Origin of the sequence: Micromonospora sp. NPDC047187 (assembly GCF_040643355.1) — a bacterium.
In the GTDB taxonomy this organism is placed as follows: domain Bacteria; phylum Actinomycetota; class Actinomycetes; order Mycobacteriales; family Micromonosporaceae; genus Micromonospora; species Micromonospora salmantinae.
This window is the reverse complement of the sequence record NZ_JBEYUF010000005.1, coordinates 82,390-107,039: the sequence shown is the minus strand read 5'-3', so window position 1 is coordinate 107,039 and position 24,650 is coordinate 82,390. Positions and strand designations below refer to the sequence as shown.

Annotated in this window: 19 protein-coding genes and 2 pseudogenes; 12 read left to right on the top strand and 9 right to left on the bottom strand. The window is 70.5% G+C overall.

Features of this window, described 5'->3' with window-relative positions; genetic code table 11:
* Window positions 1-15: 15 nt before the first annotated feature.
* On the bottom strand, window positions 16-1,326 hold the full coding sequence (locus tag ABZ794_RS11530; RefSeq protein ID WP_357515397.1) for a hypothetical protein: 1,311 nt from the start codon (window positions 1,324-1,326) through the stop codon (window positions 16-18).
* A 240-nt stretch (window positions 1,327-1,566) separates the two neighbouring features.
* Between ABZ794_RS11530 and ABZ794_RS11525 the strand changes: the two genes are divergently transcribed.
* Both ABZ794_RS11525 and ABZ794_RS11520 read left to right on the top strand, forming a co-directional pair.
* Window positions 1,567-4,674, top strand: coding sequence for a M14 family zinc carboxypeptidase (locus ABZ794_RS11525; RefSeq protein ID WP_357515395.1), 3,108 nt, complete (start codon window positions 1,567-1,569; stop codon window positions 4,672-4,674).
* 91 nt (window positions 4,675-4,765) lie between these two features.
* Window positions 4,766-5,683: an NAD(+)/NADH kinase gene (locus ABZ794_RS11520; protein ID WP_357515393.1), complete on the top strand. Its 918-nt coding sequence runs from the start codon at window positions 4,766-4,768 to the stop codon at window positions 5,681-5,683.
* A gap of 8 nt (window positions 5,684-5,691) precedes the next feature.
* Here ABZ794_RS11520 and pgm read toward each other — a convergent pair whose 3' ends face one another.
* Complete coding sequence (gene pgm / locus ABZ794_RS11515; protein WP_357515391.1) at window positions 5,692-7,332, bottom strand: phosphoglucomutase (alpha-D-glucose-1,6-bisphosphate-dependent); 1,641 nt, start codon at window positions 7,330-7,332, stop codon at window positions 5,692-5,694.
* Between the two features lie 31 nt (window positions 7,333-7,363).
* A complete protein-coding gene (glgC, locus tag ABZ794_RS11510; protein ID WP_091401467.1) occupies window positions 7,364-8,596 on the bottom strand; it encodes a glucose-1-phosphate adenylyltransferase in 1,233 nt (410 codons plus the stop codon).
* Between the two features lie 72 nt (window positions 8,597-8,668).
* Between glgC and glgA the strand changes: the two genes are divergently transcribed.
* Window positions 8,669-9,874 (top strand): glycogen synthase, encoded by a 1,206-nt coding sequence (glgA, locus tag ABZ794_RS11505; RefSeq protein WP_357515389.1) that lies wholly within the window; start codon window positions 8,669-8,671, stop codon window positions 9,872-9,874.
* A 12-nt stretch (window positions 9,875-9,886) separates the two neighbouring features.
* On the opposite strand, the gene ABZ794_RS11500 is transcribed toward glgA, so the two are convergent.
* The 3 genes from ABZ794_RS11500 to ABZ794_RS11490 form a co-directional block, all read right to left on the bottom strand.
* Complete coding sequence (locus ABZ794_RS11500) at window positions 9,887-10,831, bottom strand: inositol-3-phosphate synthase (RefSeq protein ID WP_357515387.1); 945 nt, start codon at window positions 10,829-10,831, stop codon at window positions 9,887-9,889.
* 164 nt (window positions 10,832-10,995) lie between these two features.
* Window positions 10,996-12,216 carry a helix-turn-helix domain-containing protein gene (locus ABZ794_RS11495; protein WP_357515385.1) on the bottom strand — a complete coding sequence of 407 codons (1,221 nt, stop codon included), beginning with the start codon at window positions 12,214-12,216 and terminating at the stop codon, window positions 10,996-10,998.
* Between the two features lie 16 nt (window positions 12,217-12,232).
* The gene (locus ABZ794_RS11490; protein ID WP_238688066.1) at window positions 12,233-12,430 is read right to left on the bottom strand and encodes a hypothetical protein; all 198 of its coding nucleotides are present in this window, start codon (window positions 12,428-12,430) and stop codon (window positions 12,233-12,235) included.
* Between the two features lie 255 nt (window positions 12,431-12,685).
* Between ABZ794_RS11490 and ABZ794_RS11485 the strand changes: the two genes are divergently transcribed.
* Complete coding sequence (locus tag ABZ794_RS11485) at window positions 12,686-12,913, top strand: winged helix-turn-helix domain-containing protein (protein ID WP_112731238.1); 228 nt, start codon at window positions 12,686-12,688, stop codon at window positions 12,911-12,913.
* A 161-nt stretch (window positions 12,914-13,074) separates the two neighbouring features.
* Here ABZ794_RS11485 and ABZ794_RS11480 read toward each other — a convergent pair whose 3' ends face one another.
* Both ABZ794_RS11480 and ABZ794_RS11475 read right to left on the bottom strand, forming a co-directional pair.
* Complete coding sequence (locus tag ABZ794_RS11480) at window positions 13,075-13,356, bottom strand: hypothetical protein (protein ID WP_238688100.1); 282 nt, start codon at window positions 13,354-13,356, stop codon at window positions 13,075-13,077.
* Window positions 13,357-13,390: 34 nt separating this feature from the next.
* Window positions 13,391-13,456: pseudogene (locus ABZ794_RS11475) on the bottom strand (AbrB/MazE/SpoVT family DNA-binding domain-containing protein); the annotation flags it as partial.
* Between the two features lie 145 nt (window positions 13,457-13,601).
* Here ABZ794_RS11475 and ABZ794_RS11470 point away from each other — a divergent pair.
* From ABZ794_RS11470 to ABZ794_RS11455, 4 genes and pseudogenes are all read left to right on the top strand, one after another.
* A pseudogene (locus ABZ794_RS11470) lies at window positions 13,602-15,647 on the top strand (maltotransferase domain-containing protein); the annotation flags it as partial.
* A 227-nt stretch (window positions 15,648-15,874) separates the two neighbouring features.
* On the top strand, window positions 15,875-17,977 hold the full coding sequence (gene glgB / locus ABZ794_RS11465) for a 1,4-alpha-glucan branching protein GlgB (RefSeq protein ID WP_238688064.1): 2,103 nt from the start codon (window positions 15,875-15,877) through the stop codon (window positions 17,975-17,977).
* Window positions 17,978-18,138: 161 nt separating this feature from the next.
* The gene (locus tag ABZ794_RS11460) at window positions 18,139-18,486 is read left to right on the top strand and encodes a hypothetical protein (RefSeq protein WP_210781327.1); all 348 of its coding nucleotides are present in this window, start codon (window positions 18,139-18,141) and stop codon (window positions 18,484-18,486) included.
* The gene (locus ABZ794_RS11455) at window positions 18,483-19,013 is read left to right on the top strand and encodes a DUF6036 family nucleotidyltransferase (RefSeq protein WP_210781326.1); all 531 of its coding nucleotides are present in this window, start codon (window positions 18,483-18,485) and stop codon (window positions 19,011-19,013) included. Before ABZ794_RS11460 ends, ABZ794_RS11455 begins: the two co-directional genes overlap by 4 nt.
* Before the next feature lie 26 nt (window positions 19,014-19,039).
* On the opposite strand, the gene ABZ794_RS11450 is transcribed toward ABZ794_RS11455, so the two are convergent.
* Window positions 19,040-20,080 carry a phosphatase domain-containing protein gene (locus ABZ794_RS11450; protein WP_210781325.1) on the bottom strand — a complete coding sequence of 347 codons (1,041 nt, stop codon included), beginning with the start codon at window positions 20,078-20,080 and terminating at the stop codon, window positions 19,040-19,042.
* Between the two features lie 173 nt (window positions 20,081-20,253).
* Between ABZ794_RS11450 and ABZ794_RS11445 the strand changes: the two genes are divergently transcribed.
* From ABZ794_RS11445 to ABZ794_RS11430, 4 genes are all read left to right on the top strand, one after another.
* Window positions 20,254-21,909 carry a hypothetical protein gene (locus tag ABZ794_RS11445; RefSeq protein ID WP_357515381.1) on the top strand — a complete coding sequence of 552 codons (1,656 nt, stop codon included), beginning with the start codon at window positions 20,254-20,256 and terminating at the stop codon, window positions 21,907-21,909.
* A gap of 64 nt (window positions 21,910-21,973) precedes the next feature.
* Window positions 21,974-22,771, top strand: coding sequence for a peroxide stress protein YaaA (yaaA, locus tag ABZ794_RS11440; protein WP_238688062.1), 798 nt, complete (start codon window positions 21,974-21,976; stop codon window positions 22,769-22,771).
* 106 nt (window positions 22,772-22,877) lie between these two features.
* On the top strand, window positions 22,878-23,624 hold the full coding sequence (locus ABZ794_RS11435; protein ID WP_238688061.1) for a hypothetical protein: 747 nt from the start codon (window positions 22,878-22,880) through the stop codon (window positions 23,622-23,624).
* A 64-nt stretch (window positions 23,625-23,688) separates the two neighbouring features.
* Window positions 23,689-24,645, top strand: a complete 957-nt coding sequence (locus tag ABZ794_RS11430; RefSeq protein WP_238688060.1) for a TAXI family TRAP transporter solute-binding subunit — start codon at window positions 23,689-23,691, stop codon at window positions 24,643-24,645.
* Window positions 24,646-24,650 lie beyond the last annotated feature (5 nt).

Here is a 24,650-nt window from a genome sequence, read left to right as displayed (position 1 = left end):
GTAGTGCCACTCGGATCAGGAAACGAACAGGGCGTGCTTGCCTGCACGAGTGCGAGCCTGGTCGGCAACCTGGTGGAACGTTATCGACTCTGCGCGGAGGTCAGGGTGATCTTTCCGCAGCTCGCGAACGAAGTACAGACTCACCGCTTCCAGATCAAGCTCGTGGTCTGCCTGTAGGTAGATGTGCAGGGCGTCAGGTCGCTCCTGACGGAACTGAACGCCGACGATGTCCGGGAGGGTCTTGAGGATGTGCACCGGCAGGATCGGGGAAAGGTCGAGAATCCCGTGCGCCGAGCCGACCTGGACGATTTCCTGCTGTCGGCCGAGGACCGAGCGGATCTCGAACACGTTACCGTCGACGACGTCAGTTGGTTCGACCTGGTCCCCGATGGCGTAATTGACCAGTGGGAACAGACGGTCGTCGAGGGTGGTGACCGCGAGCGAACCATCATCATCGACGAGACAGATGAAGCTGTCCCAGATGACCTGGATGGGTCGTGCCTGCTCACGGGACATCGCCACCAGGCCGGTCTCGGCAGCGCCGTACTCGATGACCGCCCTTGCCCCGAAGACCCGTTCGATCAGTGCGATGTCCGTGTCGCTGGCCGTCTCCGCGGTCAGGATCACCGCCCGCAGCCGACTCATGTCGCCCAGGTCCAGCCTGTTGCGCTGGATGTAGCGGGCGACCTTGAAGATTGCGGAGGTGTATCCGACCAGCAACACGGGTCGCCGAGAACGGATCGCCTCGTAGTGCCCTCGAAGCGCAGGATCACTGAGGTCGTAGGCGTTCAACCGAGTGATGTTCACCAGGCGGTCGGCGACGCCGCGCCGCAACCGGGCGACTTGGCTGGCCAGCCCGTCGCCGAAGAGGTGCGAGTGCCCCCAGAGCAGGACCTGCGGCTCGAACGGCTGGACTCCCCGCCAAGCTCGCCCGAGATAGTTGTTCGCCCACCGGTCGGTCGACTCGCCCCGCCCCCGAGGAAACTTGGTGGGCTGGCCGGTGCTCCCGCCGGTGCTGTAGGCCTGCTTCGTCGAACCACCCGCGAAGACCTCGGCAGAGCGGCTGATCAGCAGCTCTTTGTCGAGCATCGGAAAGTGGCGAAGGTCCGACGGCCGCGAGATGCCACTGGGTAGATCATGCTCTTTCCGCCATGACCGGTAGAACGGCACCTGGGTCAGGCAGTACGCCCACATCTTGTTGAAGCGTTGGACCTGGATCCGCTCGATCTCCGCGCGGGACAAGGGCTTGTTGTAGAGGACGATCTTTCGTTCGAGGCGCCGACGGCGTTCCGCGAACAGCCACCCGCGCTCCATCAACGCACGCACGTCGAGTCGCCTCCTGGCTCCGCTACACCCTCCGAAGCAGAGCTGACGTCCATCAGCCCGCTCGTTCATCAGCACCCTTTCAACGATGCGACAAAATCCCAGTTACGAGGCAGGTCATCCATTCATCACACACGGCACCGACACCAACACGGTCAGCAACCTTGCACCCATCGACCTATTGACACTGATCACGCCGCACCGAAGGCTCGCGCCTAGAGGTCCTTCACCCAAGGAGGCGCGATGAGACCGAGACGACTGGCGATCGCCGGCGTGGTCACCCTGCTCGGCGCACTGGCACTGACCCCACCGGCCAGCGCGCGGCCCCCGTCCGACCCGGGCGTCCGCGACGGTCTGGAGGTGTACGTCGGCGTTGTCGACGCGAAACAGCGGGAGCAACTGCGCGCGGCGGGGGTCGACCTCGGCCACGACGCGAAGGCGGACTCGTCCGGCCGCACGACTGTCGAGACGGTCCTCAGCCGACGGCAGGCGAAGCGGTTGACCGACAAGGGCGTACCGCTGTCGGTGAAGAAGGTGCGGGGCAAGGACGCGTCGCAGGCGCTGCGGGAGCAGGCCGCGGCCGGCTGGACGAGTTTCCGTCCCTACGGTGAGCCGGGCGGCCTGCGAGACGAACTGAACGCCACAGCGGCCCGGTATCCCAAGCTGACCAAGGTGGAGACGATCGGTCGCAGCCAGCAGGGGCAGCCGATCGTCGCGGTGAAGGTCACCAAGAACGCGCGGACCGTGGCGGACGGCAAACGACCGGCGGTGCTCTACGCCGGCGCGCAGCACGCCAGGGAGTGGATCACGCCGGAGATGACCCGCCGGCTGATGCATCACGTGCTGGACAGCTACGGCACCGACCGGGAGATCACCCGTCTGTTGGACACCACCGAGCTGTGGTTCCTGCCGGTGGCCAACCCGGACGGCTACGACTTCACGTTCACCCCCGGCAACCGGCTGTGGCGCAAGAACCTGCGGGACAACAACGGTGACGGGCAGATCGGCTCCGGCGACGGCGTCGACCTCAACCGCAACTTCAGCTACAAGTGGGGATACGACAACGAGGGCTCGTCGCCGGAGCTGAACAGCGAGACCTACCGGGGCCCGGGCCCCAACTCCGAGCCGGAGACCAAGGCGCTGGACCGGCTCTTCAAGCGGGTCGGGTTCGAGTTCTTCGTCAACTACCACTCGGCGGCCGAACTGCTGCTCTACGGCCTGGGCTGGCAGGTGAGCACCCCCACGCCGGACGACGTGATCTACGAGGCGATGGCCGGTGACGACGCGCACCCCGCGGTGCCCGGCTACGACCCGGACATCTCCGCGGAGCTTTACACCACGAACGGTGACACCGACAGTCACGCCACCGTCAGGTACGGCACGCTGGGCTTCACCCCGGAGATGTCCACCTGCGAGGCCGCCTCGGCCGTCGACCCGGACGACCAGTGGCGCCCGGAGGACTGCGTCAGCGGCTTCATCTTCCCTGACGACGAGGCGCTGATCGCCGGCGAGGTGAGCAAGAACCTACCGTTCGCGTTGGCGGTGGCCCGGTCGGCGGCGGACCCGGACGACCCGGTCTCGGTGGTCGGTCGCAGCACTCCGGACTTCGTGGTGGACGCCTTCGACACCTCGTTCGGGCGGACCCAGCAGGTCGCCGCGATCACCCGTCGGGCGCTGAGGAACGTGCGGATGCACTACACGGTCAACGGTGGGCGGCCGAAGACGGTCGCGGTCCGCGAGTGGCGCGGCGGCGAGCGGTACGGCAACACCCACGACGACTACTACGCCGAGCTACGGGGCACTGTCAGCGGCGCGAAGCCGGGCGACCGGGTGGAGGTCTGGTTCACCGGGAACAAACCGCGCGCCGGGGTGGTGGCCAGCGAACACTTCACCTATCGGGTGCACGACGACGTCGGTGGCGACGTGCTGGTCCTCGCTGTGGAGGACGTCACCGGCCTCAGCCCGGCGCAGACCGGCACCACGGCGAAGTACGCCGACGAGGTCGCGGCGTCGCTGGGCGCCGCCGGGCGCAGCAGTGACGTGTACGACTTCGACGCGATGGGCCGCAAGGCGCCGCACCCGCTCGGCGTGCTGTCGCACTACGAGGCGGTGGTCTGGGAGACCGGCGACGACGTGATCCTGCGCTCCCCCGGTCAGGTGGCCGGCACGACGGCCAGAGCGGCGCTGGAAACCGAGCTGGCCGTTCGGGACTACCTGAACGAGGGCGGCAAACTGCTGGTCAGCGGCCAGTACGCGTTGTTCGCGCAGGGCGCCAACGGGTCGTACGTCTATCACCCGGACGCGCCGCCGGAGTGCACCGACGCCGAGGCTGCCAGCTGTCTGCCGCTGTTTAACGACTTCCAGCAGTACTGGTTGGGCGCGCACACCTATGTCAGCGACGGCGGAACGAGCCCGGACGGGGAGCCGTACCCGGTCGCCGGCACCGATGCGGCGTTCACCGGCTTCGACGGGCAGCTGAACGCCTCCGGCTCGGCGGAGAACCAGGCGCACACCGCGTCGTTCCTGACCACGTCGAGCTTCCTGCCGCCGGACGAGTTCCCGCAGTTCGCCAGTTCCGCGCCGGTGGGCTGGTCCCGACCGGGCGGCGCGCCGTTCGATCCGCGTACGGGTGAGTGGTACCTGTACAGCGGGCAGACCGACGAGTCGTACAAGCGGCTCACGCGCACTGTGGACCTCACCGGGGCGAGCAGCGCGGAGTTGCGCTTCTTCACCTCCTACGAGATCGAGCAGGACTGGGACTTCATGTTCGTCGAGGCGCACGAGGTGGGTCGCGACGACTGGACGACACTGCCGGACGCCAACGGCAAGACCAGCACTGTCACCGGGGACAGCTGCCCCGAGGGTTGGGTGGAGCAGTTGCACCCGTTCCTCGCGCACTACCAGGGCGCTGACTGCTCCCCCACCGGGAGCACCGGCAGCTGGAACGCGGCGAGCGGGTCGTCGGGAGGCTGGAAGGAGTTCGTGGCCGATCTGTCGGGCTACGCCGGTAAGCAGGTCGAGGTGTCGATCACGTACGCCTCGGACTGGGGCACCCAGGGTCTCGGCGTCTTCCTGGACGACGCCCGGGTGCTGGTTGACGGGTCGACGGTGGCGGAGACCTCGTTCGAGTCGGCCGACCTGGGTGGCTGGACGGTGGCCGGCCCACCGCCCGGCTCCGCCGGCAACGCCAACGACTGGTCGCGCAGCCAGCAGGCGTTCGAGGAGGGCTCGGTGGTGGTCACCGGGGACACGGTGTATCTGGGCTTCGGGTTGGAGGGTCTGCCTCCGGCGGCCCGCGACGACCTGGTCGCCCGCTCGCTGACCCACCTCACCGGGCAGCCCCGCCCCTGATGGCGGCGAGGTGCGCCGACGGTCCGCGGGCCGGAGGCGCACCTTCGGTGTACGCCGGGTACGGTCGCCGCCGATGTGGTGAGCTGTACGGGTGTCGGGGCTGGGACTTGTGTTGCACCCCACCCGGGATGTCACCGAGGTGGTGGGGATCATCGAACGGTGGGCGACGCGTCACCACAAGACGTTGATGGTGCGCGAGGAGGACCAGCACCGCGTCTCGTCCTGCATCGTGCCGGTGCCGGCGGACGAGGTGGCGGCCCGCGCCGACGCCTTGATCAGCATCGGTGGCGACGGGACCATGTTGGGTGCGCTTCGATCCGCCGTCCTCGACCCGAAGCCGGTGCTCGGCGTACACCTGGGTCGTGTGGGTTTTCTCGTGGAGATCGAGCCGCCGGAGCTGCCTGAGGCGCTGAGCCGGTTGCTGTCCAAGGAGTTCACCGTCGAGTCGCACGCCTGCCTCGCCTGCGACGTGTGTGGCGACGACGTGGTGGCGTTCAACGACATCGCGCTGGTGCGCCAGCCCGGCTCCGGCTTCGTCAACGCCACACTCGCCATCGACGGCCAGCAGTACGGCTACTACCGGTGCGACGCCGTGGTGGTCAGCACCCCGATCGGCTCCACGGCGTACAGCTACGCCGCCGGCGGCCCGCTGATCTCCCCGGCGGCGGACTCGATGGTGGTCACGCCGTCGGCGCCGATGGCGGGCATCTCCCGGTCGGTGGTGCTCTCACCGGACGAGAAGATCCGGCTGGAGCTGGAGCCCGACTCGTCCCCGGTGGTGGTGGAGATGGACGGGTTGGTGTTCCGCGACCCGGCCACCGAGGGAGCGGTGGAGATCAGGTACCGCCGCAACGCCGGCCTGGTGGTGCGCTTCGACCCGCTGCGCTACCAGGAACGCAACCAGTTGAAGATGACGCTGCTCGACCTGCCGTTCCTGCCCGAGCAGCTCCGCGAACTGCTCCCCGAGGAGCTGCGCCGCACCCAACGAGAACTCCCGCCACCCTGCTGACCCCGCGGTTAGGGGGCCAGGGCTTGGTCTACCAGGGCTTTGGCCTCTTCCTGGATCTTCTTGAGGTGGTCGGGGCCCTGGAAGGACTCGGCGTAGATCTTGTAGACGTCCTCGGTGCCGGACGGACGGGCGGCGAACCAGCCGGACTCGGTGCTGACCTTGAGGCCACCGATCGCCGCGCCGTTACCGGGGGCGGTGGTCAGCGTCGCGGTGATCGGCTCACCGGCAAGCTCGGTGGCGGTGACCTGTTCCGGGGAGAGCTTGCCGAGCACTGCCTTCTGCTCCCGGGTGGCCGGGGCGTCGATCCGGGCGTACGAGGGCGCGCCGAAGCGTTCGGCCAACTCCGCCCAGTGCTCGCTCGGGCTACGGCCGGTGGTGGCCTGGATCTCGGCGGCGAGCAGGCAGAGCAGCAGGCCGTCCTTGTCGGTGGTCCAGGTCGAGCCGTCGCGTCGCAGGAACGACGCCCCGGCGCTCTCCTCGCCTCCGAACCCGACAGCGCCGTCCAGCAGGCCGGGTACGAACCACTTGAAGCCGACAGGCACCTCCAGCAGCGGGCGACCCAGGTCGGCGGCGACCCGGTCGATCATCGACGAGGAGACCAGGGTCTTGCCCACAGCGGCGTCCGGCCCCCACTCGGTGCGGGTGCGGAACAGGTGGCGAATCGCCACCGCCAGGTAGTGGTTGGGGTTCATCAGCCCGGCGTCCGGGGTGACGATGCCGTGCCGGTCGGCGTCGGCGTCGTTGCCCGTGGAGATCTGGTAGTCGGCCCGCGCGGCGATCAGCGACGCCATCGCGTTCGGCGAGGAGCAGTCCATCCGGATCTTGCCGTCGCCGTCCAGGGTCATGAATCGCCAGGTCGGGTCGACAGTCGGGTTGACCACTGTCAGGTCCAGGCGGTGCCGCTCGGCGATCTCACCCCAGTACGCTACGCTCGCCCCGCCCAGCGGGTCCGCGCCGATGCGGATCCCCGCGTCGCGGATGGCGTCGATGTCGATCGCGGCCGGCAGGTCGTCGACGTAGTTGGCGAGGAAGTCGTACTCCCCGGTGGTGTCGGCGGCCCGCGCCCGCGCGTAGGTGATCCGGCGGACCTCCTTGAGCCCTGCGGCGAGGATGGCGTTGGCCCGGTCCTGGATCCACCGGGTCACGTCGGTGTCGGCCGGCCCACCGTTTGTGGGGTTGTACTTGAAACCGCCGTCGTCGGGCGGGTTGTGCGACGGGGTGATGACGATGCCGTCGGCGAGCCCGCTGGTCCGCCCACGGTTGTGAGTGAGGATCGCGTGCGACAGCGCCGGGGTCGGGGTGTAGCCGTCGCGGCTGTCCACCAGCACTGTGACCCCGTTGGCGGCGAGCACCTCCAGGGCGTCCACAGCGGCCGGCGCGGAGAGCGCGTGGGTGTCCCGGGCGAGGAAGAGCGGCCCGTCCAGCCCCTGCTCACGCCGGTAGTCGCAGAGCGCCTGGGTGACCGCGAGGATGTGGTCGGAGTTGAACGCGTTGCGCAGGCTGGAGCCGCGGTGGCCGGAGGTGCCGAAGGAGACCTGCTGGGCCGGGTCCGCGGGATCCGGATGCTCGGCGTAGTAGGCGGTCACCAGGCGCGGCACGTCGACCAGGTCGGCGGGCTCGGCGAGCTGGCCGGCACGGGGGTGGGTCACTGCGGGATCCTCCTCGGGGAGTGCCTGTCGGTCACGGCACGACCTTCTGGCCCTTGCCGATCACCACGATGCCGTTGTCGGAAACGGTGTAGCGCTGCCGGTCCTTCTCCAGGTCGACGCCGATCTCGACGCCCTCCGGGACGAACACGTTCTTGTCAAGGATGGCCCGCCGGACCACAGCGTGCCGGCCGATCTCCACACCCTCCATCAGCACCGAGCCCTCGACGTGCGCCCAGGAGTGCACCCGCACCTTCGGCGAGACGATCGAGTTCTCCACCAGCGAGCCGGAGATCACCACACCCGGGGAGACCATCGAGCCGACCGCCCGGCCGACCCGCTCACCCCACTGGTGCACGAACTTCGCCGGCGGCCACGGCGGCTGCTCCGTGTAGATCGGCCAGTCGAAGTTGTACATGTTGAACACGGGGTGCACGTTGATCAGATCCATGTGCGCGTCGTAGAACGAGTCGAGCGTTCCCACGTCCCGCCAGTAGCCGCGATCACGGTCGGTGCTGCCCGGTACCTCGTTGTCGCGGAAGTCGTAGACGTTGGCCTCGCCGCGCTCGACGAGCATCGGGATGATGCTGCCGCCCATGTCGTGCTTGCTGGACTTGTCCTCGGCGTCGCGCTCGACCGCCTCGCAGAGTGCCCGAGTGGTGAAGACGTAGTTGCCCATCGAGGCGTAGATCTCGTCCGGCGCGTCGGGCAGACCGACCGCGTCGGTGGGCTTCTCGCGGAACGCGCGGATCCGCTTGCCGTCCTCGCCGACCTCGATGACGCCGAACTGGTCGGCCATCGACAGCGGCTGGCGAATGCCGGCCACTGTCACCGCCGCGCCGGAGGCGATGTGGTCCTCCACCATCTGCCGCGGGTCCATCCGGTAGATGTGGTCGGCGCCAAAGACGATCACGTAGTCGGGCTGCTCGTCGTTGATCAGGTTGAAGCTCTGGTAGATGGCGTCGGCCGAGCCGGCGAACCACCACGGGCCACGACGCTGCTGCGCCGGCACCGGGGTGACGTAGTTGCCGAGCAGCGTGGACATCCGCCAGGTCTTGGTGATGTGTCGGTCGAGGGAGTGGGACTTGTACTGGGTCAGCACGACGATCTTGAGATAGCCGGCGTTGGCCAGGTTGGAGAGGACGAAGTCGACCATGCGGTACATCCCGCCGAACGGGACGGCCGGCTTGGCCCGATCCGTGGTGAGTGGCATCAGGCGCTTGCCCTCCCCACCCGCCAGGACGATCGCGAGCACCTTGGCAGCCATGCCCCGACGCTATCCACCCTCGCCCCACTTCACCACTCGTACGGGGAGTCTTCTGCACTAGGGTGCGGGGTCATGACGGAACCCACCCCGCTGCGCGTCGATCTGCTCACCCGCGAGTACCCACCGGAGGTCTACGGCGGCGCGGGCGTGCACGTCGAGTACCTGGCTCGGGAGTTGCGCAGCCTCGCCGACGTACGGGTGCACTGCTTCGGCCTGCCGCGCACCGAGCCGGGCGTCACCGCGTACGCCGAACCGCCGGGCCTCACCGGCGCGAACGCCGCGCTGCGCACGATGGGTGTGGACCTGGAGATGGCCGCCGGCGCGGCCGGCACCGACGTGGTGCACAGCCACACCTGGTACGCGAACCTGGCCGGCCACACCGCGAAGCTGCTGCACGGGGTGCCGCACGTGGTGACCGCCCACAGCCTGGAGCCGCTGCGGCCGTGGAAGGCCGAGCAGCTCGGCGGCGGTTACGCGCTCTCCTCCTGGATCGAGCGCACCGCGATGGAGGCCGCCGACGCGGTGATCGCGGTCAGCGGCGGGATGCGCAACGACGTGCTCACCGCGTACCCGCAGATCGACCCCGACCGGGTTCGGGTGGTCTACAACGGCATCGACACCGTCCAGTACGCCCCGGATCAGGGCACCGACGTGCTCGACCGGCTCGGCGTCGACCCGTCCCGCCCCAGCGTCGTCTACGTGGGCAGGATCACCCGGCAGAAGGGGCTGCCGTACCTGCTGCGGGCCGCCCGGGAGTTGCCGGCGGACACCCAGCTCGTCCTGCTCGCCGGCGCGCCGGACACCGCCGAGATCGCCGCCGAGGTAGAGGAGTTGGTCGCCGAGCTGCGGGCCAACCGTTCCGGTGTGGTCTGGGTGGCCGAGATGCTGCCCAAGCCCGAGGTGATCCAGGTGCTCACGCACGCCACGGTCTTCGTCTGCCCGTCGGTCTACGAGCCGATGGGCATCGTCAACCTGGAGGCGATGGCCTGCGAGACGGCAGTGGTGGCGACCGCGACCGGCGGCATCCCCGAAGTCGTGGCCGACGACGAGACCGGCCTGCTGGTACCGATCGAGCAGTCCACCGACGGCTCCGGCACCCCACTGGAGCCGGACCGCTTCGTGGCCGACCTGGCGGCCGCGATCAACACGTTGCTCGCCGACCCGGCGCGCACCGAGCGCTTCGGCCTGGCCGGCCGGCGGCGCGCGGTGCAGCACTTCTCCTGGGACGCCATCGCCCGGCAGACCCTGGAGGTCTACCGCTCCGTCGGCGCGGCCTGAGGCAGACGGACGTCAGATCGCCGTGCCCGGCGGAGACTTGAGCAGCGACGTCGCCTCGGCAGCATGACCACCACGCCCGTTCCGTAGCGCGCTGGCCGCGATGCGGATGAGGTCGATGTTGACCCCGGCGGCGCCACTCGGGTCATGCACCTTCAGCTTCACGTCGAGGCTCACCGCTGTCTCACCCCAACCCTGCGCCTCAAGGTTGAGGTGAGCCACCTTCTGCGACGCGAGATGCGGCAGGTACCCGAGCGGCGCCACCTCGACGCTGCCCGCCTCCGAGAGGGCGTTGAGCTTGGACTGCTTCTTGGTGTTGGGGTTCTCGACCAGGTTGCGGAAGTCCTCGGTGCCGCCCAGATTGACCTGGTAGGAGCTGACCAGCGTCAGGCCCCGCTCCTTCAGGAGCCGCAGCAGCGCGTTGTGCAACACCGAGGTGCCGAACTGGCTCGCCAGGTCGTCGCCGAGCAACGGCAGACCGGCAGCCTCGAAGCTGTCCAGCAGCTGTGGATCGCGGGCGACCGGGTCGGCGGTGGTGTTGATGAAGGCGACGCCCGCCGTGTGGGCCGCCTCGGCGTACGCCCGGGCAGTCTCCGGTCGGCCACTCGGCGCCGAGTAGAGCAGCACCTCCGCCCCTGCCAGCGCCGCTGCCACCCGCTGCACCTCGCTCGCGTCGACGAGGCCCTTCGTGACCGGCACACCCGCTCTCGGCAGGTCGCAGTTCAGCCGGGGGAAGTTGTTGGGCGCCAGGAAGATCGCCTCGGTCAGGTCCCGACCGATCTTCTCCTCGGAGGTGGCGAAGGCCGCCACGATGTCGATGTCCCCCACTCCGAGGCCGTCGATCATCGGCCTGCGGATTCCGACCAGGCTGCCGCCCTGGCGGTAGAGAGCAAGCCCCTGCACCAGTGCGGAGGTGTTGTTACCGACACCGACTACCGCGACTCTCACCCGTTCGATCATGGCCGGAGGCTACGGCACCTCCGGTTCGGCGGTCCGCCCCGGCGAGACCGTCAACGGTGCCGAAAGTTCGGTCACGACGGCCAATCCCCCGAAGGTCCACCGCGCTGACTGGTTCCCCCCGCACCGGCCCGCCACCATCCGCCAGGGAGACCAGGTGGCGGCCGTCAGGCGACACCGAGGGTGGTGGCGAGCTGGACGATGCCGGCGGGCGCGTCGGCGGAGCGCCACACGACGGTGACCAGCTTTCGTACCGCCGGCCGGTCGTGCACCTCACTGCGGGCGGTGCGCTCCGCGTCGAGGACCGCCCGGCCCGCGCGGTGCATCTCGCCGGCCAGGGCGTACACCCGGGCCACATCGAGGAGGTATGCGGCCCGGTGCTCGGGCGGCAGGCTTCGCCACTCGTCGCCGGTCACCAGCCGCTCGTGCCGGGCCGTCGCCGTGGTGACGTCGCCGAGGGCCGCATCGGCCACCACCCGGGCCGCCTCGACCGCCGCCTGACCGAAACCCCCGACACCGAAGACCACACCGCCAGAGCCCGAACCCTCGGAGCCAGCACCACCCCCGGAGCCGTCCGGGCCGACGTCTCGGGCGATCATCTCGGCCTGGTCGAGTGACTGACGGGCGACGCGTCCGTCTCCCCCGCCTGCCGCGGCGAGGGCGGCTTGAAGAAGCAGCGTCCCGCGTAGTCCCACGCTGGCTGGGGACACACCGCCGACCCCGTGCGCGCCGATGCGGTCCGCGGCGACGAGCGCGGCGTCCAGGGCGGAGCGCCGTCGACCACGGGACCGCAGGGCCTGACTCAGTGACACGGTGGCGAGGCCGGCCAGTTGCGGGTCGGGGGCAGCCAGGGCGATGGTCATTCCACGGTCGGCGGCCAGCCAGGCCAACTCCCCCTGGTCGACCTTGACCAGCACCAGCGCGACGAGTGCGTACACCGACACGAGCAGCGCGTCCGTCGCGATGGGGCGAGCGGCGTGCGCTTCGCGGACGGCGTCGAGCAGACCGGGTAGCAGTGCCAGCAGGGCCGGGTACCGCGCGTGCCGATAGCTCTGCTCGGCATGCTCCAGCCGAGCAGCCAACTCCTCCACCAGCGGCGGTCGGTCCGCGCCCGGTAGCTGGTAGCGGGCCAGCGCCGTCCGGACCCCGTCCAGCCCGGCAACCGGAGTCGGCCGCGCGGGCCGGGCCGCCAGCAGGACCTCCACGTCGATGCGCAGCGTCTCGGCGACCTCCCGGAGGTTGGACACCCGCTCCAACCGGCGTACCCCACGCTCGACCTTGTCCACCCAACTCTTCGACTTGCCGAGCCGGTCGGCGAACTGCTGCTGCGTCATGTTCCGCCGGACCCGCCACTGCGCGACCCGGCGACCCACCGGCAGCTCGTTCACCGCCGGCCCGTCGCGCTCACCGCAGGACCCCAATCACAACCAGCACGAGTACGACCACCGCGATCGCGATGCCGTAGGCGTACTGCCGCCGGGTGAGCGGCGCCCGCGTCGGCCGGGCTGGAGCGCGCACCCGATCCCCGTCCGGCTGCGGAGGTCGCGCCCCGGCAATGGGGTACGCGGGCGGCAGCGGCCCGTCCGGCAGTCGCTCGTCCAACTGTGCCTCCTCGGGGCGCGACGAATTGATGGGTGATGGAGGTACCGACTGCTGGGAGTGGTTGGTGATGGGGGATGCAGGTCAGAGGCGGTATGACACGGGAAGCCACCCGCCCCTGATGAGGCACTCCGCTGCTGACGAGAGGACCTCCGACATAGTCCAACTTAGGACCCTAAGTAGCCAGAGTCAACACAGGGTCCAGACTGCGTCGCGCGTGGTGAGACTCTGTACAGGCTGACGAGAGGTGGTCCCACCATGCCCCGCAAGCCTGTCTACGAGCAGGTCGTCGATGACATCACGACGTCGATCCGAAGCGGCACCCTCAAGCCCGGCGACAAGCTGCCAACCATCGCTGAACTCGCCCGCCAGTACAACTCGTCCGACAACCCGATCAAGCGGGCTCTGTGGATCTTGGATGAGCGGGGCTGGATCGAGGTGCACCAGGGCAAGGGGTCGTTCGTGGCGCCGAACCCGCCCGCCTGACTCCGTTCTGCCCCTCACCCGGCCTAGATCCACTCGGGTTTCAGGAAACCGTCGCATCTGGGTCGCGCCGACACCGCCGCTGCATGACGCTGGAGTGGCTGTTCGTCAACGCCCGCACCGCCTCGTCGATCATGGAGTTGTGGTGGGTGACGAAGTGCTAGTTATAGCGTCAAAACAGGCACCACAACTCCATGATCGACGGGACCAACCTCGATCTTGCACTTTCTGTCGTCGAAATGCGCGGAATGCTCTTTATATCGCGACAGAAAGTGCAAGATCGCGGAAAGGACGGAGCGAAGGAAGTCCTCCGCCGGCAACGCCTCGTCCAGCTCCTCGATCCGGTCGAAACGGACCGACACCTCGGCGTACACGATGGGGTTGATCACCAGGTTGCCCGCGGCCCCGGGTTTCGGCACCGTGGACTCGAACGATGCGGAGGGCACCGCCCTCCTCAACCACGTCAACCTCGTCGCCCTCGTGCAGGTTGTATCGAGCCCGCAGCGCCGCCGGGATCGTCACCTGGCCCTTGCTGTCCAACCGCATGCTCTGCACCTCCGTCACGTAATACTGCCGATACGTGACACTTCTCGACGCGCGGTCTGAGCGATGTCGCCGCGGGGAGCTGGGAGGAGTAGCGGGTGGGGTGCTTGGCCGCGCGCGAACGGATCTCGCGCAGTAGGTTGGCGGGGTGACTGGACGGTTCCCGATCGAAGACGTCTCCCCTGTCGTCTCGTGCGGGCGATACCCGGCCAAGGCGGTGGTCGACGAGCCCGTTCCGGTGTCGGCGCGCGCCTACCGGGAGGGGCACGACGCGCTGGGCTGCAACGTGGTGTGGGCTGGTCCGGACGGCGCGAGCCGGCCGTTCACCCGGATGCGCCCCGGCGAGCCCGGCCAGGACCGCTGGCACGCCACCATCGCACCGGACGCCGTCGGCTCGTGGACCTTCTCCGTCGAGGCGTTCCAGGACCCGTACCTGACCTGGCAGAACGCGGTGACCAAGAAGATCGCCGCCGGGCAGGGGCCGGAGGACCTGGCCAACGACCTGGCCGAGGGCGCGCGGGTGCTCGCCGCCGCCCGGGGCCTCGTGCCGACCGCCGATCGACCCCGGGTCGCCGACGCGCTCACCGCGCTGGTCGACACCGACCTGCCGCTGGCGCAGCGGGTCGACAGGGCGCTGGCCCTGGCCGACCTGCTCTGGGAGCACCCGGTGCGGGAGCTCGTCACCGTCGGTGACACGTACTCGATCTGGGTTGACCGCAAGCGGGCGCTCTACTCGGCCTGGTACGAGTTCTTCCCCCGCTCCGAAGGAGCGGCAGGCGGCCGGTCCGGCACCTTCGCCACCGCCACCGAGCGGCTGCCGGGGGTGGCCGCGATGGGCTTCGACGTGCTCTACCTGCCGCCGATCCACCCGATCGGCCGGGTCAACCGCAAGGGCCCGAACAACGCGCTCACCGCCGGGCCGACCGACGTCGGCTCGCCGTGGGCGATCGGCGCCGCCGAGGGCGGCCACGACACGATCCACCCCGACCTGGGTACGCAGGCGGACTTCCGGGCCTTCATCCAGGCGGCGGCGGCACAGGGCCTGGAAGTGGCGATGGACCTGGCGTTGCAGTGCGCGCCGGACCACCCCTGGGTCACCGAGCACCCGGAGTGGTTCACCACCCGGGCCGACGGCAGCATCGCGTACGCGGAGAACCCGCCGAAGAAGTACCAGGACATCTACCCGGTCAACTTCGACAACGACCCGGAGGGCATCCGGGCCGAGGTGCTGCGGGTGGTGCTGCACTGGGTCGGCGAGGGCATCCGGATCTTCCGGGTGGACAACCCGCACACCAAGCCGTTCGACTTCTGGCACTGGCTGATCGCCGAGGTGAAGGCGGTCGACCCGGACGTGCTGTTCCTGGCCGAGGCGTTCACCCGGCCGGCCATCATGCACGGCCTCGGCAAGATCGGCTTCACCCAGTCGTACACCTATTTCACCTGGCGCACGACGGCGGCCGAGATGCGGGCGTACTGCGAGGAGCTGATCGAGGCGGCCGACTACATGCGGCCGAACTTCTGGCCGAACACCCCGGACATCCTGCACGAGTCGCTGCAGCACGGCGGCCCACCGATGTTCAAGATCCGGGCGGTGCTGGCCGCGCTGCTCTCCCCCTCCTGGGGCCTGTACGCGGGCTACGAGCTGTTCGAGCACGTGGCCCGACCGGGCGCCGAGGAGTACCTGGACAACGAGAAGTACCAGCTGCGACCCCGGGACTGGGCCGGCGCCGAGGCGCAGGGCCGCTCGCTGGCGCCGTTCCTGGCCACCCTCAACCGGGTACGCCACCACAACCCGGCCCTGCACCAGCTCCGCAACCTGCGCTTCCACGAGATCGACAACCCGGCGCTGCTTTGCTGGTCGAAGCACGACCCGGAAACCGGCAACACCGTCATCGTGATCTGCTCGTTCGACCCGCGCGTCGTGCAGTGGGGCAACACCACCCTCGACATGCCGGCGCTCGGCTTCGACTGGCACGAACGGTTCACGGTGCACGACGAGCTGACCGGCACCAGCTACGACTGGGGTCAGCGCAACGCGGTACGGCTCGACCCGTACCTGCAACCCGCGCACGTGTTGACAGTGCGTCGCCCGACCCCGCCGACCCCGCCGGAGCCGGCGGGCGCCGAGCCGGCCGACCTCACCGTCGCCGAGGTGCCGGACGACCTTTCCGGCGGCACCGCGCCGACAGCTCCCGTCCCGACACCTCCTGCGCCGACACCTCCTGCGCCGACAGCTCCTGCGCCGACAGCTCCTGCACCGACGCCTCCTGCTCCGGCGCCTCCTGCGTCGACAGCTGCCGCGTCGACAGCTCCCGTTCCGACTCCGCCCCGCCGGTCGGGCCCGGTTCCGACCCCACCGCGCCGAGCGGCCACCCGCCCGTCCGCCCCCGTACCGACCGACGCCGCTCCGAAGGACGACCGATGGACCAGCTGATCTCCGGCGCGACGCACGACCCGCACGCGCTGCTCGGCGCGCACCCCGCCGACGGCTCGACGACGATCCGCACGATGCGCCGGGGCGCCGGCGACGTCGCCCTGATCGTCGGCGACGAGCGGCACCCGATGAAGCGGGTGCACGACGTGGGTGTCTTCGAGGCGCAGGTCGACGGCACCGTGCTCGACTACCGGGTGGAGGTCGACGGCACCGCCCACGACGACCCGTACCGCTACCCGCCGACCCTCGGTGAGCTGGACCTGCACCTGATCCGCGAGGGCCGGCACGAGCGACTGTGGGAGGCGCTCGGCGCCCGGGTCTTCGACGAGGGCGTGGCGTTCAGCGTCTGGGCGCCCAACGCCCGTGGGGTGCGGGTGATCGGCGACTTCACCGGCTGGGGTCCCGACGACGGCTGGCCGATGCGGTCGCTCGGCTCCAGCGGGGTGTGGGAGCTGTTCGTCCCCAACGCCCGGGCCGGGGCCCGCTACAAGTACCGGGTGCTGGGCGCCGACGGGCAGTGGCGGGACAAGGCCGACCCCCTCGCCGCGTACGCCGAGGTGCCGCCGGCCACCGCCTCGGTGGTGCACCACTCGACGTACCGGTGGGACGACGCGGACTGGCTGGCCCGGCGGGCCGAACGACAGCCGCACCAGGAACCGATGAGCGTCTACGAGGTGCACCTTGGTTCGTGGCGGCCCGGCCTGGGCTACCGCCAACTGGCCGAGCAACTCACCGCGTACGTGACCGAACTGGGCTTCACGCACGTGGAGTTCCTGCCGGTGATGGAGCACCCGTTCGGCGGCTCCTGGGGCTACCAGGTGACCGGCTACTACGCGCCGACCTCCCGATTCGGCGACCCGGACGAGTTCCGCCACCTCGTCGACCGGCTGCACGCCGCCGGCATCGGCGTACTCCTGGACTGGGTGCCCGCGCACTTCCCGAAGGACGAGTGGGCCCTCGCGCGCTTCGACGGCACCCCGCTCTACGAGCACCCCGACCCGCGGCGCGGCGAGCACCCCGACTGGGGCACGTACGTCTTCGACTTCGGCCGCAACGAGGTACGCAACTTCCTGGTCGCCAACGCGCTCTACTGGTGCGACCAGTTCCACGTCGACGGGCTGCGGGTCGACGCGGTCGCCTCGATGCTCTACCTGGACTACTCCCGCAACCACGGCGAGTGGGCCCCGAACAAGTACGGCGGCCGGGAGAACCTGGAGGCCATCGCGCTCATGCAGGAGGTGAACGCGACCGTCTACAAGCACCACGCCGGCGTCGTCATGATCGCCGAGGAGTCCACCGCCTGGCCGGGCGTCACCCGCCCCACCGCCGACGGCGGGCTGGGCTTCGGGTTCAAGTGGAACATGGGCTGGATGCACGACACCCTGCTCTACACCTCGAAGGACCCGATCTACCGCCAGCACCACCACCACCAGCTCACCTTCTCCCTGGCGTACGCCTGGAGCGAGAACTACGTGCTGCCGATCAGCCACGACGAGGTGGTGCACGGCAAGGGCTCACTGGCCGGCAAGATGCCCGGTGACACCTGGCAGCGGCTGGCGAACGTGCGGGCGCTGCTGGCGTACATGTGGGCCCACCCCGGCAAGCAACTGCTCTTCATGGGCTCCGAACTGGCCGACGACCGGGAGTGGAGCGAGGAGCGCGGCCTCGACTGGTACCTGCTGCACGACCCGGCCCGCGCCGGCGTGCAACGACTCGTCGGTGACCTCAACCGGGTCTACCGGGAAACTCCGGCGCTCTGGGCCCAGGACACCGAGCCGGCCGGGTTCCGCTGGATCGCCGGCGACGACGTCGCCAACAACACCGTGTCGTTCGTCCGGATCGCCCCGGACGGCTCGACGCTGGTGTGCGTGGCGAACTTCTCCGCCCAGCCACTGCACGACTACCGGATCGGCCTGCCGGCCGGCGGGACGTGGACCGAGGTGCTCAACACCGACGCCCACCACTACGGCGGTTCCGGGGTGGGCAACATGGGTGCGGTGCACGCCGAGGACGTGCCGTGGCACGGAATGGTCGCCTCGGCGGCCCTCCAGGTCCCCCCGCTCGGTGCCATCTGGCTCCGCCAGGGCTGACCCGTGCCGCCACCGGCACCGGCCGAACACCCGGCCGGCCTGGACCGTGGCGACGACAAGCTCGGGGGAAAGAGCCTTACGGCAGATATGTCTCTCGCTGTACTAGCGTTGGTGGTGTGAACAGTCGTCCTGCGAGGTATGAGCCGTTGACGATGGCGCGTATGGGCGTCCTGCTCGTCGGCCGCGACGACACACAACGGTGGCGTCTGGTGGCGGAGTTCCTGGAGGAGTATGGCTGGGAACCGCCCGAGCGCCGCGTTGACCTGCTCACCCAAGAGCCACCGTCTACGGGTGACGAGCGTTGGGACGTGTTCCTTGCGGCAATGACGGAGCACCTTGCCGCCAAGGACGGGTGTGGCGCGCCTGCGTGGGTTGAGCGGCGGACGCTGCGGCGGTTCTGGTTCCCCTTCAACACGCCCGCTGCCCGGGTCGACGCGGTCGTTCACGCGCCTGCGGCGTTCCGGCGGCGAGGCGTGTTCGTCTCTCCGCAGGAGTTGAAAGTCGCATGAGCCTCGACGACCCCCTGCTGGATCGGGCGGCGATCGAAAACGCCCTACGCAGACTCGGCGACCGGTTAGCCAAGAGAGGTGTGGTCGCTGACCTGTACATCTTTGGCGGGGCTGCCATGGCGCTGGCATACGACGCGCGGCGAGCAACCCGGGACATCGACGCGGTGTTCCAACCACACGGCATCGTGCTCGATGAAGCGCGGGCTGTCGCGGATGAACTCGGCCTACCGCATTGGTGGCTGAACGAACAAGCCAGCGCATACGTCGCCGCCGGGGGCGACGCAGCAGCGCCGCGCGTCTTCGACCACCCAGGCCTACGGGTCTCGGCAGCGTCCCCGGAACACCTGCTCGCCATGAAAGTGCTCGCCGCGCGACGTCGGGACGCCGAAGACATCCGATTCCTGGTGGAGCATCTCGAGTTGACCACTACCGAGCAGGTGCTCAGCCTCTGTGCCGAGATCTTCCCTGAAGAAGAGGTGCCAGGCCGGGCAAGACTCGTGCTTGAGGACGTGTTCGAAGGCCGGTAACTCGTCTTCGTGGCCAACGGGCGTGGTCAGACCAGGCCGGCGTCGCGCAGCAGCTGCCACAGGCCGGCGCCGTCCGGGGCGGAGAGCCACTTCTGCCCCACCGGTCCCGCCGACGACGCACCTGCCGGGGCAGGCAGGCTACCGGCCAGCACCGACTGCGTCGGGGAGAGCCGACGGATCGCCACCCCGGCGACGTTCTCCGGGTGGGCGGCGGCGAACTCGCGGTAGATCTCCTGGTCGTGCTGCCCGTCGTCGCCCACCAACAGCCACTTCACGTCGGGAAACTCCTTGGCCATCCGGGCCAGGGTGACCCGCTTGTGCTCCCGCCCGCTGCGGAACCACCGGTCGGCGGTCGGACCCCAGTCGGTGAGCAGCAGCGGCCCGGCCGGATAGAGGTGCCGGGACAGGAAGCGGGTCAGCGTGGGCGCCACGTTCCAGGCCCCGGTGGAGAGGTAGAACACCGGTGCGCCGGGGTGCGCGGTGACCAGCCGCTCGTAGAGCACCGCCATGCCGGGCACCGCGTTGCGGGCGTGCTCGTCGAGCACGAACGTGTTCCATGCGGCGAGCAGCGGCCGGGGCAGCGCGGTCACCATCACCGTGTCGTCGATGTCGGAGATGATGCCGAACTTGACCTCCGGGTCGAGGATGCGCACCGGGGCGTCGACCGGCTCGGCGTCCGGGACACTGAGCCGGACCGTACCCCAACCGGGCGGCAGGTCCGCCTCGACCAGGGTGTCGACGAAGCCGCTGCGGTCGGCCCGCGTCTCGTGCCGCACCCCGCCGGCCTCGATGGTCACCGTGACGTGCTTGTTCGGCAGCGTCGTGAAGCTGCGCCAGCCGCGAACCTTGTCCAGCCGACCCCGCTGGCGGGTGTCCGGACGGCCCAGCAGCACCCGACACATCACGCGCACCCAACCCGGCGCGCCGTAGCCGGTGTACGCGACGATGTTGACCCGCCAGCCGGTGCGCCGCAGCCGGCGCTCGACGAGCTGGTGAACGGCGTCCTCGATCCGCGCAGCCCGGTGCAGGTTCGGAACGGCCAGTTGGCCGGCGGGAGTGGGTGGCACGCGCCAACCCTGCCACACGTCGACAGCCACGGCCACGCGAGCCGAGCCCGGCAGCGCGCTGCGGCCCGGCCACCGTGGAGACGATCCAGCCCCACCCCGGCTACGCCGATCCACCTCGGCGACCCGGCCGAACGTGAAACACTCCGGTCGGGACGACGACGGGGGCGTTGGTCGTGTCGCATCCAGAGCACCACCGTGGGCGATGGCGCCCGCGACTCGATCGGCCGGCGCTCGTCGCGCTGCTGTTCGGGCTCGCCGGTGTCGTCTACCGGCTGGTCCTGACGCTGTTCACGGTGCCGGTGTCGAACAGCGACGAGGCGACCTTCGGGCTCGCCGCGCTGCACATCGGGCAGGGCCGGGAACACCCGGTCTTCCTCTACGGCCAGCACTACATGGGGATGCTGGAGTCGTACCTGGCCGCTCCCCTGGTGGCGGTGGCCGGGCCGAGCTGGCCGGTGCTGCGCCTGCCGATGCTCGCCCTGTACGCGATCTTCCTCTACCTGATCCACCGGTTGACCCGTCGGCTCGGCACCCCGTGGTTCGCCGCCTTCGTGGTGGGTCTGCTCGCGCTCGGGCCGGAGCGGGTGGTGCGCGACCAGCTCACCGTCGTCGGTGGGCGGCCGGAGGTGAAGCCGGCGGTGCTGCTGATGCTGTTGATCACAGTGGGGTTGGCGGCCGGCACTGTCCACCGCCGACGGCTCGCGGTCGGTCTGTTCGGGCTGCTCGTCGGACTGGCCGTCTGGTCGGACTGGCTGATCCTGCCGTACCTCGCGGTGGCCGGGTTGGCACTGGTCTGGGCGGTACGGCGGGAGTTGCTCGGCTGGTCCGGTCTGCTGCTGGCAGCGGGGGTGGTCGTCGGTGTGGCCCCGATGATCGTGGACAACCTGCGGGCCGGGCCCGGTGAGGACTCGCTGTCGGTGTTCCGGGAGGTCAGCACCAAGGCCGGGCCGCAGCCGCCGTGGTCCGACCGGATCCGGGGCGGCCTGCTGGAGGGGGTGCCGCTGGCGCACGGGCTCTGCCCGGTGGACGGCTGCGGACGCTGGCAACAGTGGTTCGGCGTGCTGTACCCGGTGCTGCTGCTGGCCGGCGCGGCACTCGCTGTGCTCGCGTACCGTCGCGCCGTCGGGGCGCCCCACGGGGAGCGGGTCGGACGCGGGGCCGGGGCGCTGCGTGGGGAGCGGGTCGGGCCGGTCGTGCAGCTCGCGCTGATCGCCGGCGCGGCGTTGACACTGCTGTCGTACGTGCGCAGTCCGCTCGCCGCGACCAGCCCGCTGGACAACGCCCGCTACCTGTCGGTGCTGCAACTGTCGCTGCCGGCGGTGCTCTGGCCGCTCTGGGTGGCGGCGCTCACCGCCTGGCGGGGCACCAGCAGCGTGCTGGGACGGCTCACCGGCGCGCTGTCCGCCGCCGTGCTGGCCGCACTGACCGTGACCACCCTGGTGATCACCGTGCTGTTCGCGGCCACCGGCACCGCGGCGTCGCGGACCGAGGAGCGCCAGGCCCGGGAGTTGGCCGCCGCCCTACGCGCCGACGGACCCCACGAGGTGTACGGGGACTACTGGACCTGCAACCGATTGATCTTCAACACGGATGAGTCGGTGGTCTGCGGGGTGCTCGACGGGGACCTGTCGCCGGGACAGAACCGCTACCGGCCGTACTGGCGGCAGGTGGGGCGGGCCGAGCGGCCGGGCTACGTGGTGGAGATCGACTCGCCGATGGACCGGCGGCTGCGCCGGCTGCTCGCCGACCGGGCCGACACCGCGCCGGCGCGGGAGGTCGGCGGCTATCGCGTGTACCACCCCGACACCCCGGTGCGGCCCTGGCGGTAGGGGCTGGTCGTACGCTGGCCGGGCCGGCGCGTGGGCGCCGCAGTTTCGCCCGTCGAGGAGACCCATGCTCATCCTGTTGCCGCCCTCGGAGGGGAAGGCCGACGCCGGCACCGGACGGCGTTGGGCCCCGGACCGGCTCTCGCTGCCCGAGCTGAACCCGGCCCGCCAGCGGGTGCTGGACGCCCTTGTGGCGCTGAGCGCCGGGCCGGACGAGGAGGCCGCGCGGGCGGCGCTCGGCCTCAGCGAGGGCCAGCGGGGCGAGCTGCGGCGCAACGCCCGACTGCGGGAGGCTGCCACCGCGCCGGCCGAGCGGCTCTACACCGGGGTGCTCTACGAGGCGTTGGACCTGGCCTCGTTGCCGGCCACGGCGCAACGGGCGGCCCGCCGGTCGATCCTGATCAGCTCCGGGTTGTGGGGCGCGGTCCGGTTGGCCGACCGGATCCCGCCGTACCGCTGCCCGATCGGCGCCCGCCTGCCCGACGTCGGGGCGCTGTCGACGTACTGGCGCAGGGAGCTGACGCCGGCGGTGGACGGCGCCGCCGGGCGCGGCCCGGTGCTGGACCTGCGCTCGGGCGCGTACGCCGCCACCTGGACGCCGCGCGGTGAGCTGGCCGAGCGCACGGTCACGGTGCGGGTTCTGCACGAACGGGAGGTCGACGGCGTGCCGGTCCGCTCGGTGGTCAGTCACTTCAACAAGGCGACAAAGGGGCGTCTGGTCCGGGACCTGCTCGTCGCCGGCGCCCGGCCGCGCACCGCCGCGGAGCTCGTGGGCGCCCTGCGGGAGTTGAAGCACACAGTGCTGGAGCACGACACCGCCGCGGGCCGGGTGCGCCAGCTGGATCTGGTGGTCACCGACCTGTAGGGGCACCGCAGCCGCAAGATTTGCTCAAGGCTGGGCCGGACCGGTTCCGTAACCGCGTGCCAGGGGCCACGGTAGGGCAACCCAGACTCCGACAAGGGAGCCTCCGTTGACCCACGAACCCGCAGTGCTCGACCGGCCTCACACCCCGACCGCCCCGTCCCCGCTGGGCTGGCTGACGCTGGGCGACGCGTTCGAGGCTGCCTGCCTGCTGCGTTGCACACCACCACCGACCGCCGCCCGGCCCAGCGCGGTCCGTGCCGAGCACACCGCCGGGGTGGAGTTCAACCGGGAGGACGCCGCGCAGCGGATGCGGCAACTGCTCAACCGGCTCGACATCCCGGTCACCCACGAGGTGGCCGTCGGTGGCCTGCGTCGCCGCTACGAGCTGCACCGGCTGTGGGTGCCCCGGGAGCACCAGGGCGCGTACACCCGGATGTTGGACGCGGGCTGGTGGCAGGGGCGACGCGAGCTGCTCGGCGGGCCGCTGCCTGGCGCCTCACCGGCCCGCCGGCGGTTGGTGACCCGCCTGGCGGAGGCGGCCTGGCGTTCGGCGTTGCTGGCCGCCGGGCGGCACGTCCGCCGGCACATCCTCGGTGTCCGGCTCACCGACCGGGAGCTGGCCGCGGTGCTGATCCGGGGCGCGGCCGTGCTCGACGTGCCGGCCCGGCTCCGCCCCGGCACCGGTTGCTTCCTGGTCAGCGTGGCCGACGGCGCGGACCGGCAACGGATCCTGCGCAGCGCGGCGTTGGAGCCGGCGCGCGGGCCGATGGCGGAACCCGGGACGGCGCCCGGGGTGACCCCGGCGTCGGCACGGGGCGCGGGCGTGGCGCCGGCAGGTCGCGCCGCCTGCTGAGCGGGTTCCGACCGTCCGGGACACCGCCAACCCGGGCTTGCGCGCACCCGCCCGACGGCGCACAGTGCACCGCGTGAGTCGTACCTCGTCCCGCCGCGCCGGCCTGGCCACCCTGTCGACGGTCCTGCTGATCGCGAACCTGGCCGTCGCCAGCTGCCGGGACACCCCGACCGACCCGACGTCGATCCGGATCGCCACCGGCAGCCCCACCGCTGTCTACTACGCGTTCGGGCAGTCCCTGGCGGCCATCCTCAACCGGGAACTCCCCGACGTACGGGCCAGCGTGGTGGTCACCGCCGCCTCGGCGGAGAACGTTCAACTCGTCGGCTCCGGCGGGGCCGAGCTGGGCTTCACCCAGGCCGACGTGCTGCCCACCAGCACGACGGGAAGCCCCACTGTCGACGCCGTCGCCCGGGTGTACGACGACCAACTGCACCTCGTCACCACGAGCGGCGGCCCGGTCCGTACTGTCGCCGACCTGCGGGGCCGGCGAGTCTCCGTCGGCGCGGCCGGCTCGGGCACCGAGATCACCGCGACCCGGCTGCTGGAGGTGGCCCGCCTCGGTGGTGACGAGGTGCGCCGGGAACGGCTCGGACTGGACGATTCGGTGACGGCGCTGCGGTCCGGGCGGATCGACGCGTTCTTCTTCTCCGGTGGGTTGCCGGTCCGGGGCATCGAGGAGTTGGCCGAGGCCAGCGCCATTCGGATCGTGGACCTCAGCGAGTGGACCGAGCCGCTGCGCTCGCGCTACGGCCAGGTGTACGTCTCCCGGGACATCCCCCGCTCGGTGTACGGGGTGGACGCGGTGACCACCGTGGCCGACCCGAACTACCTGATCGTCCGGGCCGACCTGCCGGAGCCGTTGGTCCGTGAGGTGACCCGGCTGCTGATGGAACGCCGGGCCGAGCTGGCCGCCGCCCATCCGGCGGCGGGACGGATGAGCCCCCGCTCGGCGATCGTCACCGCGCCGCTGTCGCTGCACCCGGGCGCGGCGTCCTGGTACCGCGCCACCAAACCGTGACGGCC

Bases quoted from the DNA above. Each gene is read 5' to 3' on its own strand.
- ABZ794_RS11525 (WP_357515395.1), top strand. From the start codon at position 1,567: ATGAGACCGAGACGACTGGCGATCGCCGGCGTGGTCACCCTGCTCGGC.
- glgC (WP_091401467.1), bottom strand. From the start codon at position 8,596: ATGGCTGCCAAGGTGCTCGCGATCGTCCTGGCGGGTGGGGAGGGCAAG.
- glgA (WP_357515389.1), top strand. From the start codon at position 8,669: ATGACGGAACCCACCCCGCTGCGCGTCGATCTGCTCACCCGCGAGTAC.
- ABZ794_RS11500 (WP_357515387.1), bottom strand. From the start codon at position 10,831: ATGATCGAACGGGTGAGAGTCGCGGTAGTCGGTGTCGGTAACAACACC.
- ABZ794_RS11485 (WP_112731238.1), top strand. From the start codon at position 12,686: ATGCCCCGCAAGCCTGTCTACGAGCAGGTCGTCGATGACATCACGACG.
- glgB (WP_238688064.1), top strand. From the start codon at position 15,875: ATGGACCAGCTGATCTCCGGCGCGACGCACGACCCGCACGCGCTGCTC.
- ABZ794_RS11460 (WP_210781327.1), top strand. From the start codon at position 18,139: ATGGGCGTCCTGCTCGTCGGCCGCGACGACACACAACGGTGGCGTCTG.
- ABZ794_RS11455 (WP_210781326.1), top strand. From the start codon at position 18,483: ATGAGCCTCGACGACCCCCTGCTGGATCGGGCGGCGATCGAAAACGCC.
- yaaA (WP_238688062.1), top strand. From the start codon at position 21,974: ATGCTCATCCTGTTGCCGCCCTCGGAGGGGAAGGCCGACGCCGGCACC.